At 64.7% G+C, this 17,797-nt stretch carries 19 protein-coding genes; 14 read left to right on the top strand and 5 right to left on the bottom strand.

What is annotated here, in order from left to right; translation table 11 throughout:
• Positions 1 to 2 precede the first annotated feature (2 nt).
• The 5 genes from ACLBKU_RS07580 to ACLBKU_RS07560 form a co-directional block, all read right to left on the bottom strand.
• A complete protein-coding gene (locus ACLBKU_RS07580; RefSeq protein WP_410178910.1) occupies positions 3 to 278 on the bottom strand; it encodes a VirB3 family type IV secretion system protein in 276 nt (91 codons plus the stop codon).
• Positions 278 to 610 (bottom strand): TrbC/VirB2 family protein, encoded by a 333-nt coding sequence (locus ACLBKU_RS07575; RefSeq protein WP_410178909.1) that lies wholly within the window; start codon positions 608 to 610, stop codon positions 278 to 280. Before ACLBKU_RS07575 ends, ACLBKU_RS07580 begins: the two co-directional genes overlap by 1 nt.
• Positions 607 to 1,587, bottom strand: coding sequence for a P-type conjugative transfer ATPase TrbB (gene trbB / locus ACLBKU_RS07570; RefSeq protein ID WP_410178908.1), 981 nt, complete (start codon positions 1,585 to 1,587; stop codon positions 607 to 609). The genes ACLBKU_RS07575 and trbB overlap by 4 nt, the downstream gene beginning before the upstream one ends.
• Before the next feature lie 254 nt (positions 1,588 to 1,841).
• Entirely contained in the window at positions 1,842 to 2,273 is a 432-nt protein-coding gene (locus tag ACLBKU_RS07565) for a hypothetical protein (protein WP_410178907.1), read from the bottom strand.
• A gap of 40 nt (positions 2,274 to 2,313) precedes the next feature.
• Positions 2,314 to 2,451 (bottom strand): hypothetical protein, encoded by a 138-nt coding sequence (locus ACLBKU_RS07560; protein WP_410178906.1) that lies wholly within the window; start codon positions 2,449 to 2,451, stop codon positions 2,314 to 2,316.
• Between the two features lie 384 nt (positions 2,452 to 2,835).
• Between ACLBKU_RS07560 and ACLBKU_RS07555 the strand changes: the two genes are divergently transcribed.
• From ACLBKU_RS07555 to ACLBKU_RS07490, 14 genes are all read left to right on the top strand, one after another.
• Positions 2,836 to 3,441 (top strand): lytic transglycosylase domain-containing protein, encoded by a 606-nt coding sequence (locus tag ACLBKU_RS07555; protein ID WP_410178905.1) that lies wholly within the window; start codon positions 2,836 to 2,838, stop codon positions 3,439 to 3,441.
• A 20-nt stretch (positions 3,442 to 3,461) separates the two neighbouring features.
• Positions 3,462 to 3,791, top strand: coding sequence for a TrbC/VirB2 family protein (locus tag ACLBKU_RS07550; protein WP_410178904.1), 330 nt, complete (start codon positions 3,462 to 3,464; stop codon positions 3,789 to 3,791).
• A gap of 6 nt (positions 3,792 to 3,797) precedes the next feature.
• A complete protein-coding gene (locus ACLBKU_RS07545) occupies positions 3,798 to 4,082 on the top strand; it encodes a type IV secretion system protein VirB3 (RefSeq protein ID WP_410178903.1) in 285 nt (94 codons plus the stop codon).
• A gap of 12 nt (positions 4,083 to 4,094) precedes the next feature.
• Positions 4,095 to 6,536 carry a VirB4 family type IV secretion/conjugal transfer ATPase gene (locus ACLBKU_RS07540; RefSeq protein WP_410178902.1) on the top strand — a complete coding sequence of 814 codons (2,442 nt, stop codon included), beginning with the start codon at positions 4,095 to 4,097 and terminating at the stop codon, positions 6,534 to 6,536.
• On the top strand, positions 6,533 to 7,717 hold the full coding sequence (locus tag ACLBKU_RS07535) for a type IV secretion system protein (RefSeq protein WP_410178901.1): 1,185 nt from the start codon (positions 6,533 to 6,535) through the stop codon (positions 7,715 to 7,717). Before ACLBKU_RS07540 ends, ACLBKU_RS07535 begins: the two co-directional genes overlap by 4 nt.
• Positions 7,714 to 8,532 carry a TrbG/VirB9 family P-type conjugative transfer protein gene (locus tag ACLBKU_RS07530; protein ID WP_410178900.1) on the top strand — a complete coding sequence of 273 codons (819 nt, stop codon included), beginning with the start codon at positions 7,714 to 7,716 and terminating at the stop codon, positions 8,530 to 8,532. Before ACLBKU_RS07535 ends, ACLBKU_RS07530 begins: the two co-directional genes overlap by 4 nt.
• Positions 8,533 to 9,023: 491 nt before the next feature.
• Complete coding sequence (locus tag ACLBKU_RS07525; RefSeq protein WP_410178899.1) at positions 9,024 to 9,704, top strand: TrbI/VirB10 family protein; 681 nt, start codon at positions 9,024 to 9,026, stop codon at positions 9,702 to 9,704.
• 29 nt (positions 9,705 to 9,733) lie between these two features.
• Positions 9,734 to 10,720 (top strand): P-type DNA transfer ATPase VirB11, encoded by a 987-nt coding sequence (virB11, locus tag ACLBKU_RS07520; protein ID WP_410179016.1) that lies wholly within the window; start codon positions 9,734 to 9,736, stop codon positions 10,718 to 10,720.
• Positions 10,721 to 11,497: 777 nt separating this feature from the next.
• Positions 11,498 to 13,282: a DUF1800 family protein gene (locus tag ACLBKU_RS07515; RefSeq protein ID WP_410178898.1), complete on the top strand. Its 1,785-nt coding sequence runs from the start codon at positions 11,498 to 11,500 to the stop codon at positions 13,280 to 13,282.
• Positions 13,283 to 13,291: 9 nt separating this feature from the next.
• Positions 13,292 to 14,692, top strand: a complete 1,401-nt coding sequence (locus ACLBKU_RS07510) for a DUF1501 domain-containing protein (RefSeq protein WP_410178897.1) — start codon at positions 13,292 to 13,294, stop codon at positions 14,690 to 14,692.
• A gap of 259 nt (positions 14,693 to 14,951) precedes the next feature.
• Positions 14,952 to 15,191 carry a twin-arginine translocase TatA/TatE family subunit gene (locus ACLBKU_RS07505; protein WP_410177752.1) on the top strand — a complete coding sequence of 80 codons (240 nt, stop codon included), beginning with the start codon at positions 14,952 to 14,954 and terminating at the stop codon, positions 15,189 to 15,191.
• 31 nt (positions 15,192 to 15,222) lie between these two features.
• Entirely contained in the window at positions 15,223 to 15,642 is a 420-nt protein-coding gene (gene tatB, locus ACLBKU_RS07500; protein ID WP_410177751.1) for a Sec-independent protein translocase protein TatB, read from the top strand.
• Positions 15,635 to 16,429 carry a twin-arginine translocase subunit TatC gene (gene tatC / locus ACLBKU_RS07495; RefSeq protein ID WP_410178896.1) on the top strand — a complete coding sequence of 265 codons (795 nt, stop codon included), beginning with the start codon at positions 15,635 to 15,637 and terminating at the stop codon, positions 16,427 to 16,429. The genes tatB and tatC overlap by 8 nt, the downstream gene beginning before the upstream one ends.
• Before the next feature lie 549 nt (positions 16,430 to 16,978).
• Positions 16,979 to 17,752: a class I mannose-6-phosphate isomerase gene (locus ACLBKU_RS07490; protein ID WP_410179015.1), complete on the top strand. Its 774-nt coding sequence runs from the start codon at positions 16,979 to 16,981 to the stop codon at positions 17,750 to 17,752.
• Positions 17,753 to 17,797 lie beyond the last annotated feature (45 nt).

Below are 17,797 nucleotides of genomic sequence, written 5' to 3'. Positions count from 1 at the left end.
GGTCAGACCTCGCAGAAGGCGGGAAAGCGCAGGTGACGCCGGGCGACATCGACGAATTGCGGGTCACGCCGCGCGGCCCATACCGAAGCGGCGTGGCCGATCGCGAAGAAAACCAGCCCGGCTATCCAGAGCTGCAGACCGAGCCCGATCGCGCCCGCGAGCGTTGCATTGGCAATGGCCAGGCCGCGCGGCGCACCGCCAAGCAGGATATGCTCTGTCAGCGCGCGGTGAACCGGGACCACGAAACCAACCGGCAGATCGGGCGTTCCGGCGTCCATCAGACCAGCGCTCCGCCGCCGAAGGAGAAAAAGGAGAGGAAGAAGGAGGAGGCGGCAAAGGCGATCGACAGGCCGAAGACGATCTGGATCAGCCGCCGGAAACCGCCCGAGGTGTCACCGAAGGCGAGGGCAAGGCCGGTTGCGATGATGATGATCACCGCGACGATCTTGACGACCGGGCCCTGGATCGATTCGAGGATCGCTTGGAGCGGTGCTTCCCATGGCATCGACGAGCCCGCTGCATGGGCCGGGACAGCGGCGATGAGGGCCATGAGGCTGCCGGCGGCGAGGCCTGCAAGGCGAGGGCGCCGGACGCGCGGAAAATGCTTCACAACAGTTCTCCATCAGTGGGGATGAGCGGGGTGAGCTGGTATTCGCCGCGCGGATCGAGGCCTTGCACGGCGGCAAGCTCGGCCAGGCGCCGGCCGCTGGCGTCGCGCGCGAGAACCGCGATGACATCAATGGTCTCGGCGATCAGCGCGCGCGGCACGGTGACCACGCATTCCTGGATGAGCTGTTCGAGGCGTCGCAGCGTGCCGAGCGCAGAGCCGGCATGGATAGTGCCGATGCCGCCGGGGTGACCGGTGCCCCAGGCCTTGAGCAGGTCGAGCGCCTCGGGCCCACGCACCTCGCCGATCGGGATGCGGTCGGGGCGCAGACGCATTGCCGAGCGCACGAGGTCCGACAGGCTTGCGACTCCGTCTTTGGTGCGCAGCGAGACGAGATTGGGCGCAGCGCATTGCAGTTCGCGCGTGTCCTCGATCAGGATGACGCGGTCATAGCCTGCCGCGATCTCCGCGAGCAGTGCGTTCACCAGCGTAGTCTTGCCGGTCGATGTTCCGCCGGCCACGAGAATGTTGTGGCGCGCCCGCACTGCTGTCGAAAGGGCTGCCGCGTGGGAATCGCGCATAATCCCGGCTGCGACGTAGTCGGCGAGTGAAAAGACAGAGATCGCAGGTTTGCGAATCGCAAAGCTTGGTGCCGTGACTACGGGTGGCAAAAGGCCTTCGAAACGCTCACCGCCTTCGGGAAGTTCGGCCGAGACCCTCGGCGCACCAGCATGCACCTCGGCGCCGACTTGGTGGGCGACGAGGCGCACAATGCGCTCTGCGTCGCTCGCGGACATCCAAGAGGGCGTTTCGGAGAGGCCACTTCCGAGCCGATCGATCCATAGCCGACCGTCGGGATTGAGCATGACCTCGCTCACTGCGGCGTCGGCCAGCCATCCGGCGATCTCCGGTCCGAGCGCGGTTCGCAGCATGCGCCCAGTGCGCGAGGGCAAGACATTTGCGATCGGAACAGCACTCATGCCTCGCCTCCGGATGGCACGACCAGGTACCGGTCGCGCTGTGCGAGGCTCATCAAGAAGACATTGTTCTCCGCGAAGGCAACAGGTTGGTCGAGCGCGCAAGTGCCGGCGCGGAAATGACAAGTCCGGCGTAGCGCGTGTCGCAGCACAGTCCGGGCCGATGCCACAGGCCCGCGTGTTCAAATCATGGCCGCAGCACTGCAGACAATGGTGCGAGACCGGCAGGAGGCAGTGCTTGCGAGCCGTGCTGGAGTTTAGGCCAATTTGGGCAGCTGGACGTTTGTACCCCAGCGAAGCCCAATCTCACGCGCGTTGCGCTGACATGATGCTCTATCTTTTGATCTCCCTACTCCGAACTTGCGGGCGCTCCGTTGATCGGCTCGGCAATCTGACCGTCGATGACAGCTACCAGCAGCTTCTCCTGTGCGCCGACCAAGCGCATCGAGACGCCGTTTTCCTCCATCAGGATGGGGCTGCCCAGGCAGTTCCTCGATGATTCGTTCCAGGGCACCGGCATCCGGGTTCGGACGGTAGTCGGGCTCGTCGCGCGGTTGCCGCGTGGCGATGTTGAGCGCGCCCGCCAGATCGTTGCCGGTCTGCGCAATCAGGCGGAGTGCATCCTCCGTTGCAGCACCTAGCGCGCACGGCACGGCGCGTAGCGGTTCGCCCTCCGGCAGGAGGTTCATCAGCGATGGAAGAACACTGATGACCTTCGCCGCAGCCACATCAATCCATAAAGAGTTGGCTGACCAAGACGTAAGCGCCGTACAAATAAGCTAGTCCGACCATCACTCCTACGATCACCCCTTCCGCTTGCAGGTCGGGATCTGGTTCGTTGCCGGGATCGGAATGCCGCTCGCTCATTGCAGGGGTGACATATCCCCAATCACGAAGGCGATAAAGTCCCTACGTGAGATCTCGTACTCTCAGGTATGCATAGTCACGACATTCGTCATTATTGCAGACGTTGGCTAGGTATTGATACCGGATGCATCTTTGCGCGAGATGGTATAAATCCAATCATAGAACGCAGTGGAAATTTTTAATTTCGCTCGATAAGAGAATTTTGCGGATATCTTGTTGATTAGCGTTAATCACAGTCATAATCCAATTTCCAGAGATCGACAGAAGCGCAGATCCTAAGTCCGGAATGACGAGTCCCGCTTCCTTTTCTGACGAAGCGCCACCGCGACCAGACAATTGTTCTTGGAAAAATCCATCATGGTCATCGCGAGTGCCTCACGATTTATGATTATCGCTGCACTCGGGCTGGCGTCCGAGACCCATGCCGATGTCATGGAGCTCGGCCCCGAGGGCGCACGCTGGGTTTCGGGCCCGCAGGCCGGGCGCTCGCCGGTCGCCGCACCCGCCGCTGCCGCCGCCGCCGAGACGGTGGTCGCGGACGATCTCGCCGCCGATTACCTCGTCTCCGATCCCGCGCGCCATGCCCGCGGGGTGCCGCCGCGCTATGCCGCCAAGATTGCCGAGCTCGCCGAGCGCTACGACCTCTCGCCCGCGCTGATGGAGGCGGTGGTGTGGCAGGAAAGCCGCTGGAACGAGAACGCCCGCTCGCCGGTCGGTGCGCAGGGGCTCGCCCAGCTGATGCCGGGGACGGCGCGCTACCTCGGCGTCGACCCGCGCGATCCCTTCGCCAATCTCGAGGGCGGGGCGCGCTACCTGCGCGAACAGCTCGACCGCTTCGGCGGCGACATCGAGAAGGCGCTCGCCGCCTACAATGCCGGGCCCGGCCGGGTCGAACGCGCGGGCGGCATCCCCAACATCCGCGAGACCCGCGGCTACGTCACCGCCATCATCGGCCGCCTCGCCAGCCATTCCCGCGCGCAGGGGCAGTGACGGCTCCGCGCTCCCAGACCATGAAAGCCAAGACCATCACGATGACCCGCAATTCGCTTCCCGCCCGTCTCGCCGCCGCCCTGACGCTCGCGCTCGCCCACGGGGCGGCTCACGCGCAGAATGCCGACCCGGCGGGCTCGGGCCCGATCAACAACGCGCTGCTGTGGCTCCAGGGGACGCTGCTCGGCACCGTCGCCACCACCGTCGCCGTGATGGCCGTCGCCGCGATCGGCTTCATGATGCTCACCGGCCGCATGAACTGGCGCTTCGGCGCGACCGTGATCGTCGGCGTGTTCATCCTGTTCGGCGCGACCACCATCGTCGCCGGCATCCAGTCGGCCGCCGGGTAAGCGCCCGTGAGCGAGCTCGTCCGCCACCCCGTCCACCGCGCGCTCACCCGCCCGCAGATGTTCCTGGGGGTGACGATGAACTTCTTCATCATCAACCTGATGGTGACGACGATCGCCTTCCTGATCCTCAAGAGCTGGTGGATCCTGCCGGTCCCCGCGGTGATGCACGCGATCGGCTACTTCGCGTCGCTGCGCGAACCGCGCATCTTCGACCTGTGGATCACCAAGGTCTCGCGCTGCCCGCGCGTGCCCAACTACAAGCGCTGGGGGTGCAATTCCTATGCCCCGTAAGGAGTGCCGCTGATGGCCAAGACATGGCTCGGAGCCGCCGCGTGGAGCGCCAAGGAAGCCCGCGTCGGCGACCGCCTCCCCTATGCCCGGCTGATCGATGCGAGCACCGTGCTGCTGCGCGACGGCTCTGTGATGAGCGCGATCCAGGTCCCCGGCCTCCTGTTCGAGACCGAGGATTCCGACGCCCTCAACGCCCATGCCGCGACCCGCGAGGTGATGCTGCGCTCGGTGCTCGATGCGCGCTTCGTGCTTTATCACCACGTGATCCGCCGCCGCGTCGAGGTCGAGCTCGATGCCGCGTTCCCCGATCCCCTCTCGCGCCACATCGACTCGCGCTGGAAGGAGCGGCTGGCGGGCGGCTCGCTGTTCATCAACGACCAGTTCGTCACCCTGATCCGCCGCCCCGCGCGCGGCAAGACGGGCCTGCCCGAGCGCATGGCCAAGCTCTTCTCCCGCGCGGGCCAGGACGAGCTCGAGGCCGATCCGCGTGACCTCAAGAGCCTCAAGGCCGCGGTCACCGGCCTCGTCGCCTCGCTCCAGCAATATGGCGCCGCGGTGCTCGGCGACTACCAGGCGCCCGATGCCGGGGGCACGAATTCGGAGATGCTCGAGCTCTTGAGCGCGCTCTACAATGGCGAGATGCGCCCGGTCCGCCGCCCCGCGCCCGAGACCGACATCGGCCATATGCTCCCCTATCGCCGCGCCTCCTTCGGGCTCGACGCGATGGAGCTGCGCGGCAGCGCCGCCCCGGACTTCGCCGCGATCATGGGCCTCAAGGACTATCCCGAGGCGACCTCGCCGGGGCTGCTCGACAACCTCCTCAGGCTCCCCTTCGAGATGGTCGTCACTGAGAGCTATGCCCCCAACGAGCGGACCACCGCGCGCGAACGCATCGACCTTGCGCTGAGGCGCTCGCGTTCGGTCGACGAGGACGCCGCGGCCGAGCGCGCCGAGATGCTCGCCGCACGCGATGCGCTCGGCAACGGCGCGGTCGGCTTCGGCGACCATCACCTCACCGTGCTGGTCCGCGAGCGCACGCTCGACCGGCTCGACGAGGCGGTCGCCGCCTGCGGGGCCGCGCTCGCCGACACCGGCGCGATCGCGGTGCGCGAGGACACCAACCTCGAACCCGCCTTCTGGGCGCAGTTCCCCGGCAACGAGGAATACATCGTCCGCCGCGCGCTGATCTCCTCGGCCAACATGGCGGGCTTCGGCAGCTTCCACGGCTTCGCGCTGGGGCAGGCCTCGGGCAACCACTGGGGCGATGCCGTCACCCTGCTCGAGACGACCAGCGCCACCCCGTTCTTCTTCAACTTCCACCACGGCGACCTCGGCAACTTCTCGGTCATCGGCCCGTCGGGCTCGGGCAAGACCGTGGTGATGAACTTCCTCGCCGCGCAGGCACAGAAGTTCAGCCCCCGCACGATCCTCTTCGACAAGGACCGCGGCGCGGAGCTATTCATCCGCGGGATCGGCGGGCGCTACGACCGGATCAGCCCCGGCCAGCCTGCCGGCTTCAACCCGCTGTCGCTCCCCGACGCGCCGGCCAACCGCGCTTTCCTGCGCGACTGGCTCGCGGTGCTGCTCAAGGCCGATGGCCCCGAGGAATTCGCGACGATCAGCGCCGCGGTCGATGCGACCTATGCGAACGATCCCTCGCTGCGGCGCCTCCGGCACTTCAAGGAGCTGCTCGCCGGCACCCGCCGCCCGACGCCGGGCGACCTTGCCGACCGGCTCGCGGCGTGGATCGGGGAGGGCGAGCACGCCTGGCTGTTCGACAACGCCGCCGACCGGCTCGACCTCGGCACCCGCGTGCTCGGCTTCGACATGACCGCGCTGCTCGAGACCCCGCGCCTGCGCACGCCGGTGATGATGTATCTCTTCCACCGCATCGAGGAGCGCCTCGACGGGCAGCCGACCATGATCCTCATCGACGAGGGCTGGAAGGCACTGGACGACGAAGTCTTCGCCGCGCGCATTCGCGACTGGCTCAAGACGCTGCGCAAGCGCAACGCGCTGGTGGGCTTCGCGACGCAGTCGGCGCGCGACGCGCTCGACAGCCGGATCTCGACCGCGCTGGTCGAGCAGACCGCGACGATGGTGTTCATGCCCAACAGCCGCGCCCGGCCCGAGGATTATTGCGACGGCTTCGGGCTGACGACCCACGAGTTCGCGCTGATCCGCTCGCTCCCCGCGCACAGCCGCGCCTTCCTCGTGCGCCAGCCGGACGCGAGCGTGGTGGTGCGGCTCGACCTCTCGGGCGCTCCGGAAGTGCTGACGATCCTGTCGGGCCGCGAGAGCGCGGTGCGGCGGCTCGACCTCTTGCGCGAGGCGGTCGGCGATGCGCCCGCGGCCTGGTATCCGCCGCTCACCGGCCGCGCATGGCCTGAAGGATTTGGGCCGGACGGGCCGGGCGATCCGGGTGACGACACCATGTGGCAGGCCGCGGAATGAGCACGACCTGCGACATGGCCGCCCAGGCGATGGGCAGCGGCGTCTCGGCGGCGCTCACCGCGGTCGACTGCATCGCCAGCGGGATGAGCGAGCAGGCCTTCAACCGCCTGTTCGGCAGCGAGGGCCAGTTCACCCTCGCATTGACGCTGCTGCTGGTGTTCTACGTCGCCGGCTTCGGCATCTCGCTGATGCTCGGGCGCTCGAACCTCGGGGTGCGCGCGCTGCTGCCGAAGATGATCACATTGGGCCTCGTGGTCGGCTTTGCGACCAGCTTCGTCGCCTTCTCGACCTTCTTCTACAACATCTTCATCGGCGGGCCGGACCAGATCGCGGGCGCGCTGACGGGGACGAGCGGGGAGAGCGCCACCGCGGTCTTCGCGCAGAAACTGGACGTCGTGTTCCTCGCGATCCAGCAGGCGAGCGGCGACACCAAGGACATCGCCGCCTTCTCGCCGCCCGGGATGATGTGGATGGGCGCGCTGCTGCTGCTGCTCGGCACGGTCGGACTGCTGGTGACCGCGCGGATCGGGCTCGCGCTGCTGCTCGCGGTCGGGCCGATCTTCGTGGTGCTCGCGCTGTTCGAGGGGACGCGCGGCCTGTTCACCGGCTGGCTCAAGGGGCTGGTGATGCTCGCGCTCGCGCCGCTCTTCGCGGTGCTCGGCGGCTCGATCATGCTCGAGATCGCGGTGCCGGTGCTGCAGGCGCTGACCAAGATCCCCGGACAGATCGATCCGCAGGCGGCGATGGCCTTCTTCCTAATCGGTGCGGTGCATATGGCGCTGATGTGCCTTGCGATGAAGGTCGCTTCGGCAATGGTGGCGGGCTGGCAGGTGTTCGGTTTGGTGCCCGCGCGCGAGCGCGAGCGCGCTCTTGTCGTGCCGCCGCCGGCGCCGGGCGCCGCGCCGCGTGGGGCGGTCCTGCCCCCCGCCAGCCCGGGTCTGGCCCCTCGCAGGGTCGAGGTAGCCCCCCTCCAGCCCGGCCTTGCCGCCAATGACACGGGGCTCGAGGGCAATGTTTCACGTGAAACACGCGTCATCGCCGCGACCGGCAGCGGGGCGCCGGTGAGCCCGCTCAATCCGCCCGCCACCCGCACCCGCGGGATCGGCAATCGCTTCCGCACCGCCTCGTCCTCGCGTGGCACCGCGCCAACCGCCACGACCCCTCCGGAGACCTACCGATGACCCGCGCCGTGCTCCTCGCCGCGCTCGCCCTTTCGTTCGCAGCCCCGGCGGCAGCGGATAACCGCTTGCAAACGCGTGTTTATGATGCCGATGCTGTGGTGCAGGTCGAAGGCCGCACCAAGGTCCAGACCACCATCAAGTTCGGTCCCGACGAGGTGATCGAGAACGTCGCGATCGGGGATTCGGCCGCCTGGCAAGTGCAGCCCAACAAGGCGCAGACGATCCTCTTCGTGAAGCCCCTCGAGCCCGCCGCGCGGACCAACATGACGGTGGTCACCGACAAGCGGACCTATCTCTTCGACCTCGTGGCTTCTCCCAAGAGTTCAGCGCTTTACGTGCTTCAATTCCGCTATCCCGAGCTCGAGAAGGCGGCCGAGGAAGCCCGTCTCGCCGCCCTCGCGGAAGCAGAAATGAAGGCCATACGTGCAACGTTGCCCGAGACGCTGTCAGACCCCGACCAAGCGCTCGGTGACAACGCAAACCAAGCCTTCGATCCCGCTGCTCTGAATCATTCATGGGCCAGGTCAGGCACGCCCGAACTCCTCCCCACGACAGCCTATGATAATGGCACGGCGGTGTTCCTGACATGGCCCGAGGGAAGCGGGGTACCTGCGCTCCTTGTCACCAACGAGTCGGGCGAGGAAGGGCCGGTCAACTTCACAGTGCGCGGCAACACCATCATCGTCGACGGAGTGCCCCCCAAGCTGATCCTGCGCTCCGGCCGCGCCACCGCGACCTTAACCAACACCGCCGGGCCTGCTCCCGGGCCGGTGCGGGCGAGGCTGAGCGTACCGCACAACAAGGGAGAGATCTGATGCGTCTGGCGATGCGACTGCCGTCCAAGAAGAGCGTCGGAGGCCGGTCGATCGAGCGCACCGATCCGCGCGAGCGGGAATCCGCCGAGATCATCGACCTTGCGAGCCGCGCCGCCTTCCCGGCGGTGACCGATCGCAAGGTCAACGGCGACGGGATGCAGCTCGTTGCCGGCGCGGCTGTCGTCGGTCTGCTAGGAGCGTTGACCTTCTGGTCCATGGATGCCGCGCGCATTTCTGGGGGCGAGTCTCCTAGCGATGCGTCCAGACTGCCCAACGTCATGCCGGTACCCGCAGGAACTTCGCCAATGCCGGTCCAGCTTTCGAATTCTCCTGTACAATTGGAGGCTATGCCGGTGCAGCCACAGAGCGCAACGGTCCCGGCACCGGTTTACGTAGCCAATCCAAGCGCAGTCGACGCCGTGATCCCGGGATCCGGAGTCAATCCCTACGCCAGCCCGCAATTGATATTTGACGGCGGCACCGGACGTCCCATGGGTACGGCCGAGGGCGCTCTCCCGGCGCCCGCCCCGGGCACCCCGGGCGCCGAGGTGGCCGGCACGGGCGGCGCGGCCGCCTTCGCGAGCCGCGTCGGCGGAGTCGGCGGCGCGCCCGCGCAGGCGCGTTCGATGGTCAACCCCTCGACCACCGTCACCGAGGGCACGCTGATCCCCGCGATCCTCGAGACCGGGATCAACACCGACGTGCCCGGCTACGTGCGCGCGGTGGTGAGCCAGGACGTCAAGAGCTTCGACGGCAAGCGCGTGCTGATCCCGCGCTCCTCGCGCCTCATCGGCCAGTACCAGGCCGGGGTGCAGCAAGGCCAGAAGCGCGCCTACGTGATCTGGACGCGGCTGATCCGCCCCGACGGCGTGTCGGTCGCGATCGCCTCCCCGGCGGTCGCCTTCGACGGCACCACCGGCCTTGCGGGCGATGTCGACAACCACTTCTTCCAGCGCTTCGGTTCGGGCCTGCTGCTCTCGGTGGTGGGCGGCCTCAGCGCGGTCGCGACCGGCGGGATCGGCGGCGCGCTGCTCAGCAGCGGCGCGCAAGGGGCGGCGAACTCGGCGATCCAGCAGCAGGGCCAGATCAGCCCGACGATCCGCGCCCGGATCGGCGAGCCGGTGCGGGTGTTCACCGCGCGCGACCTCGATTTCAGCGCGGTCGGCGGCTGAGCGGGCCGGTGAGCGCCGAAGTCTATCGCATGGCCGGCAGCGAGGGCGAGGTCCCGCTCACTGCGGAGCGCTCGGTCTATCTCGACGCCTATCTCGCGCCGTTCCGCCGCTGGCTCGAGCGCGACACGGTGACCGAGATCATGGTCAACCGTCCGGGCGAGGTGTGGATCGAGGATGCCGCCAGCCCGGGGATGCAGCGGATCGACACGCCGGAGATCGACGACCGGCTGGTGCAGCGCCTCGCCGAACAGGTCGCGCGGGTCTCGCACCAGGGGATCAACCGCGAGCACCCGCTGCTGGGCGCGACGCTGCCCGATGGCGCGCGCGTGCAGTTCTGCGGGCCCCCGGCCGCGCGCCGGCACTGGGTGATGGCGATCCGCCGCCACCGCCGCCTCGACCTGCCGCTCGACGCCTACGACGCCGGGCCGATCGCGGGCGAGGCCGAACCTGCACTCCCCGATCCGCAGAGCCAGCCCATCGCCTTCCTGCGCGCCGCGATCCGTGCCCGGCGCACGATCCTCATCTCCGGCGGCACCAGCACCGGCAAGACGACCTTCCTCAACGCAATGCTCGGCGAGATCCCCGAGGCCGAGCGCGTGGTACTGGTCGAGGACACGCCCGAGCTCAAGTTCCCCGGCGCCAACGCGGTCGGCCTCGTCGCGGTCAAGGGCGAGCTCGGCGAGGCCAAGGTCACCGCCAACGAGCTCCTCCAGGCCGCGCTGCGCCTGCGCCCCGACCGCATCGTGCTGGGCGAGCTGCGCGGCGCGGAGAGCGTCAGCTTCCTGCGCGCCATCAACACCGGCCACCCGGGCAGCTTCTCGACGATCCACGCCAACTCGGTGCGCGGCGCGCTCGAGCAATTGTCGCTGATGGTGATGCAGACCGGCATCGGCCTGACCCGCGCCGACACCATCGCCTACGCCGCGAGCGTGATCGACGTGATCGTCCAGCTGGGCCGCGACGCGAACGGCAAGCGCGGCATCACCGCGATTGCGGAGAGCCGTGAGCTGATCTGAGTAAAGCCAATTTCAGCTTTAGCGATCGTCGCTTGATCCGGTATCATGGCTCTTGCCGCGCCATCAAGACTGCCGGCAACTGTCACCCTGCTGCCAGAACGGCCACTTTCCAGCTTCCTCCATGCGAGACGGGCGAAGCGTTGTGGAGTTGGCGCTAGCGAATGACGATACCGCGAACAGGGCGCCCACAGCTTTGATCGCGAAAAAAAATCCCAGCTCCGACTCGTCTGGTTAGGGAATGCTGACCACGCCGGCGGACGCTTCCGTGATCGCACGGCGTCGCTGCAGCAATCCGGCTCTCCGCCTCGCTAGAAAAGCGACAAGGTTGCGGGCACGCTGAACCCTCGAGTCAGCTCATAGGCTCACTCCAATGAGCTGCTCCACAGCAATCCTTATGTCCGATCCTAAGCGCTTGGCCACCCCGTTGGTGCCGATCCGTTGGCCTTGGAGCCCTTGCGGGCGAGATCGTCGGAGCCTTGCGCCCGGAGCCATCGCATATCAATCGCGACATCCCAATTACGACTCTGTTGATTTACCTATCACTATCGAAAGCTCTCTTAAATATCCCGTTATCTGCAGGATCATGCATCAATGATACAAATTTTATAGAAATATCATATGGCTTTTATATTATATGCCGCCTCGCGCTACACTAAGAATATATTGCTAAAGTATGGGCCCCAACCCGGTAGCCAACCTTAATTGCCAAATCGTACGCTGATCATACCATGCGCCTAAATTAATCCGGCAATTGAATGGCGGAAAGAAGGGTTTGCCATGAGCTCCAATCAAGTCACACAAAGTTCCCAAAGCACGACTGGCTCGTCGTCGCAGACGGTGTCCGGAGGAACCGCACTGGCCGCATTGGCTGTCGCGACCACCGGCGCAGCCGTCGTGACTAGCGGCGGAGCAACCTTGACGTCGACAAGCGACGCGATGCGCGTGCAAGGGACTGCAGAAAGCAGAAAGGCTGCTGCGCGCGCGGGACTCCAGGCAAGCCTCGGGGTGACCGCTGCCATCATCGATGAGATTGATCGGATCGGGATCGAAGAATGGCTCGATCGCGAGATGGCCGCGCCGAATGACGAAAACTCAGTCAGTTTTTTCTCGTCGCGCGGCTTGGATGCCATCGATAGTAATGGACACTGGCGAAATGAGGTAAACTTTGACCCGATGATCTGGGCGCAGCTGATGGCTGGCGGCTCCTCAGTTCGCAAACGGATGGCCCTTGCTCTCTCTGAAATCTTCGTGGTGTCCCTAACGGGCTTAAATCTGCCTTGGAAGGCGCAGGCCGTCGGTGCTTACTGGGACATCCTCAACAGGCATGCGTTCTCCAGCTTTGGCCAGCTGCTGGAGGCCGTGACGCTGAGCCCCGCGATGGGGGCCTATCTCAACATGGCTGGTAACAGAGCCGCTGATCCGAACACCGGCAGAGTGCCCGACGAGAACTTTGCTCGCGAGATCATGCAGCTTTTCACGATCGGCCTCGTGCAGCTCAACCCTGATGGAACACCAATTCTCGTCAGAGGCCGGGAAATTCCGACCTATTCCAATGCCGATGTGCAGGGCCTCGCGAAGGTATTTACAGGCTTCGATCTGGACTACCAAGGCGTATCCATGGTTCGCCCTCCAATTCCGCACGCGCCGGTGCCCACCGTGCAACTCGTGAGGCAACCGATGACGGCCGATCCGAGCCGCTGGTTCCCTCGGCTCTCCCAGTCAACGCATTCGCCCGACGAGAAGAGCTTCCTCGGCGTCACGATTCCCGGAGGACTTCCGCCAATCTCGACCCTGAGATGGGCGCTGAATGTTCTGGTGAATCATCCGAATGTCGGGCCTTTCATCGGCAAACAGTTGATCCAGCGTCTCGTGACCAGCAATCCAAGCCGAGCCTATGTTGCGAGGGTTGCATCAGCCTTCAACAACAACGGCTACGGCAAGCGTGGCGACCTGGGGGCCGTCTTCAAGGCGATCATCCTGGACCCTGAAGCATCGAGCGCCGACAGCATCACGAGCCCGTTCTTCGGCAAGGTTCGCGAACCTGTTTTGAGGTACGCACAATGGGGCAGAACATTCGGCGCCCGTTCAACCTCCGGATCCTGGAGGATTCGCAACATGGGCGTGGAGACTCTCCTCAATCAGGCCCCCTGTAGATCACCATCCGTATTTAATTTCTTTAGGCCCGAATATGTCGCTCCGAAAACGCAATCGGCCGCAAATGGCATGGTGGCCCCCGAGCTGCAGATCGCGACCGAGAATGCCGTTGCGGAGTACACAAATGTTATCCACCGAACCGTCAGAGACAGTGTATATTGGTATGACGACATCAAGGCTGATTATTCGTTTGAGATAAGTCTCGCAGCAGATCCAGATAAACTTTTAGATCATCTCGATCTAGTTCTGACCGCAGGTCAAATTAGTCAATTTACACGCGACACCGTTCTTGATGTCATACGCAGCACGCGGATCAATGCTACGAACGAGCTCCCCGGCCGACTTCAGAGAGTTCAAGACGCGATCACACTGATAATGGTCTCCAATGACTACATCGTACAGAAATAGGGGTGTGCAATGACCTTCATCATTTCTCATAAAATTGATCGTCGGACGTTCACCAGTCGAGCTGCCGCCTTGTCCATTGCCGGCGCTGGATCCAGCTATGCACTCGGCCTTGCCGGCTTAAGTGATGCCGCTGCGCAGTCTATGCCGACAGATTACAAAGCCTTGGTCTGCATTTTCCTTGCCGGCGGCAATGATCATGCAAATACCTTGGTGCCGGTCGACGTGCCAAATTACTCAAGGTACGCCGCCATTCGAGGTGGCGACGCTGGAATTGCGATCCCGCACCAGCAGCTGATGGGCGGCACCTTGAGGCACCCCACAGATCAAGTGCTGACCGACGATTTGAGGTTTGCGCTCAATCCGGCAATGCCGAACATGAGGCAATTCTTCAACGAAGGCAAAATGGCCTCTCTGTTGAACGTTGGCCCGCTCGTGGCGCCCATTACGAGAGCCCAGTACGATAGCGGTAACCTGACCTCGTTCCCCAGGCCGGCTCAGCTCTTCTCACACAATGATCAGCAAGCGACGTGGCAGGCCTTCGGAACCGAGGGCACCCGCATCGGCTGGGGAGGTCGATTGGGAGACCTGGCCTTGTCGGCCAATCAGAACTCCATGTTTACCGCAATCAGTGCGAGCGGCAATGTGGTGTTCCTGAATGGCGCCAGAACGGCGGCGACAAATATCAATCCCGCAGGACCCTCAACCATGTGGTTTGCGCGGGGTACCTCAAGGTATTCAAGGGCCATGACCGCGCTTCTCAAGCAGCAGAGCCAGAACATCCTCCAGAACGACTGTGCCGCACTGAACGCGCGATCAATCGACTACTCTGCCTTCATCGACAATGCGTTGAGAAACGCGCCGGAGTTCACAAAGTTCGGAGCCAGCAACTCACTTGCAGCGCAGCTGTCGATGGTGGCACGCCTCATCTCCGTTCGACAAAGCATGGGCGTTTCGAGACAAGTATTTTTCGTTTCGATGAGCGGCTTCGATACTCATGGCGCCTTTGCGTCCAATCACCCGACGTTGCTAAGCACACTCGATACGGCGGTCGCTCAGTTCTATCGAGCAATCCAGCAACTCGGACTGGAGAACTCGGTTACTTCTTTCACCGCTTCCGATTTTGGAAGGACACTGACGTATAACGGCGACGGCACTGACCATGGTTGGGGTTCACACCACTTCGTTCTCGGTGGGGGTGTGAATGGTGGCCGATATTTCGGCAGAGCTCCGAGAATTTCGACGACCAGCGACGACCAGGTGGGCAATGGCCGCCTCTTGCCTACGACGTCCGTGGATGAATATGCGACGACATTGGCTCTCTGGTTCGGCGTTTCGCCGTCTGAGCTTGGACTCATCGCACCCAATATCGGTCGCTTTGCGAGGCCGGATCTTGGGTTCATGAAGCGCTGAGTTGATATGCAGGCGTGACACTGATGCCGCGGACTGCCAATCGCGGAACGCAGGAGCGTGCCTCACATCAGGTCTTATCAAGGAACTGGAGTGATAAAGCCTGAAGTAATTAAAAATATGGAGGCAACTAAATAGTGATACTTGATTTTTCGATGCCGTATAACGAAGCCGAAGAAGAGGCAATCTACAGTAGCGCTGCTTTACTGCCCAGTCATGCGGTTCCTGCAAGGCCGGCGCCGCACTTCAGGAGTTCAAGTCTATGGGTATGGGATCGATCTGGCACTGGCTCATCGTGTTGGTGATCGTCATGGTGCTGTTCGGGCGCGGCCGCATCTCGGAGATGATGGGCGATTTCGGCAAGGGCATCTCGAGCTTCAAGAAGGGCCTCAACGAGACCGACGAGGCGCCCAAGCCCTCGGCCCGGATCGAGGCCCCGGCGCCCGTCGAGGCCTCGGTGGTAACCCCCGCCGCCGAGAAGACCGACGGCACCGGCGCCTGATCCGTCGCCGGCCTGAAGCAGGGCACCCCCCATGTTCGATGTCGGCGCCGGAGAGCTGCTGGTCATCCTGATCGTCGCCGCGGTGGTGATCGGGCCCAAGGACCTGCCGCTCGCGATGCGCACCGCGGGCCGCTGGATCGGCAAGATGCGGCGCATCTCGGCTCATTTCCGCTCGGGGATCGACGCGATGGTGCGCGAGGCCGAGCTCGAGGAAATGGAGAAGAAGTGGAAGGCGCAGAACGAGGAGATCATGCGCCGCTCCGCCGCCCTGACCGCCGAGGCAAGCGCCGGGAGCACCTCCGCGAGCGCCGCCCACGCCCCGGTGATGACCGGGCCTCCCGTGGCCGAGGTGATGCTGCCCGCCCAGATCCCCGCCGATCCGCCCGCGGCGCCCGCGCCTGAAGCGCCGGACACGCCGCGCCCGGCCACCGGGACCACCGGCGATGTTTGAGATCCGCGACCTCGACGAGACCCGCGCGCCGCTGCTCGACCACCTGATCGAGCTGCGCACCCGCGTCATCCGCGCGCTGCTCGCGCTGCTGGTCGGCTTCGGGATCTGCCTGTTCTTCGCCGACGAGATCCTCGGCCTCCTGGTCTTTCCCCTTAAGCAGGCCTTCCCCGAGGGGAAGGGCCAGCTGATCTTCACCCAGCTTCCCGAGGTGTTCTTCGTCGAATTGAAGGTCGCGCTGTTCGGCGGCTTCGTGCTGAGCTTCCCGGTGATCGCCAACCAGCTGTGGGCCTTCGTCGCGCCGGGGCTCTACGCGCGCGAGAAGAAGGCCTTCCTGCCGTTCCTCTTCGCCACCCCGGTGCTGTTCAGCGCGGGGGCCTCGCTCGCCTATTTCATCGTCATGCCGACCGCCTTCAAGTTCTTCCTCGGCTTCGGCGGGCAGGCGGGCGGGCTCGAGGTCCAGGCGCTGCCGAGCGCGGGCGAGTATCTCAACCTCGTGATGCAGTTCATCCTCGGCTTCGGGGTGACCTTCCTCTTGCCGGTGCTGCTGCTGCTGCTCCACCGCGCCGGGATCGTCACGCGCGAGCAGATGGTGGCGGCGCGGCGCTACGTGATCGTGGTGATCTTCGTGATCGCCGCGATCGTCACCCCGCCGGACCCGGGCTCGCAAATCATCCTCGCGGTGCCGCTGCTGCTGCTGTTCGAGGCCTCGCTGGTGCTGATGCGCTTGCAGGAGAAGGCGGTCGAGGCAGACCGGCTGGCGCGCTCCGACGCTTGGCCGGTGCCCTGACGTCCTGCGGCATTTGGCGCATGGGCTTCCAGTCTTGTCCGCAGCTTGAACGCACCTGATGCCGGGTTCATATGTCTGTTTCATGTAACATCATCAATCATATAATCATACTATGCCTCGGCAGAAGAACCTAACTGGTGGTTCTTCAATTCGAGCTAGCCTCGCGAGTAACTTGGCTTAACAACTAACGCTCTTCTCGGTAATCCTTGTGAGTTTGTCGGATCAGGTCGCCTGCCGCGCGTGAGGGTTCGCACGCGCTGCCCTTGCGGTAGGACTGAGCAGGTGCCATCTAATGCTACTAAGGAGCAGTTGATGGTGCCGAACCGCTTTGGCGTAAGTGCGTCATTTAAGTAAAGCCGACGGGGCTACGAAACCATCGAATCTAGTCGTCGGGCTGAGAGTTCAACGCAATAGAGTGAATGCGATTATTCGCAGCAATGTGTCGCGCGTCGGCTTATCCGCGGAGGGAAGAAGAGAAGTCGCCAGCACTTAGGAGGCGCTTAAGGCGCGAGCCTCCACCCCTTGAGCCCCCGCTGGCTGCCCACCCGGATGGTCGAGAAGGTCTGGGGCCGCGACAGCCTGCCCGCGCCTTTCGTCCCGCCCGCCGGCCAGCGGATCGGCGAGATCTGGTTTGAGCCGCCCGCCGAGCTGCCGCAGGTGCTGGTCAAGTACCTGTTCACAAGCGAGAAATTGTCCGTGCAGGTGCACCCCTCCGACGCCTCCGCCAAGCCCGGCGAGGCGGGGAAGGAGGAGTGCTGGCTGGTGCTCGATGCCGAGGATGACGCCCGGCTCGCGATCGGGTTCGAGCGCGAGGTGCCCCCTGAGGAGATCGAGGCCGCAGCGAAGGACGGCTCGATCGAGGACCTGCTCACCTGGCACCGGGCACACCCCGGCGACCTCTTTTACCTCCCTGCCGGGACGGTCCACGCCATCGGTCCGGGCCTCGCTCTCGTCGAGGTGCAGCAGACCAGCGACACCACCTTCCGCCTCTACGACTACGGCCGCCCGCGCGAGCTGCACCTCACCCGCGGGTTGGAGGTTGCCGAGGGCGTTCCCTACGCTGCGGAGCACCGCCGCTCCATCGCCGACGGGCCGGTGCTGGTCGACGGCCCGCATTTCCGGCTCGACCGGATCGAAGGCGCGCTGGATGCGGCGACCCTCTCCGCCTACGAGGGCGCGCTGCTTGTCCTCCCGCCCGAGGGCGAGGTGGCGGCCAAGGACGGGTCGGCGCGGGCCGCGGCGGGAGAGTGCCCGGTGGCGGACGGGCTCGCGAGCCTCGACTTCACAAAGGCCGGCGTGACCCTGCTCACCCGCGCTGTCTGAAACGGCGATGTTTCACATGAAACACCGCGATGATTGTTGACGTGC

It is taken from the genome of Erythrobacter sp. NE805 (assembly GCF_046452355.1).
Lineage (GTDB): Bacteria > Pseudomonadota > Alphaproteobacteria > Sphingomonadales > Sphingomonadaceae > Erythrobacter.
The sequence above is the reverse complement of the archived record's forward strand: the minus strand, read 5'-3'. Positions and strand labels throughout refer to the sequence as shown.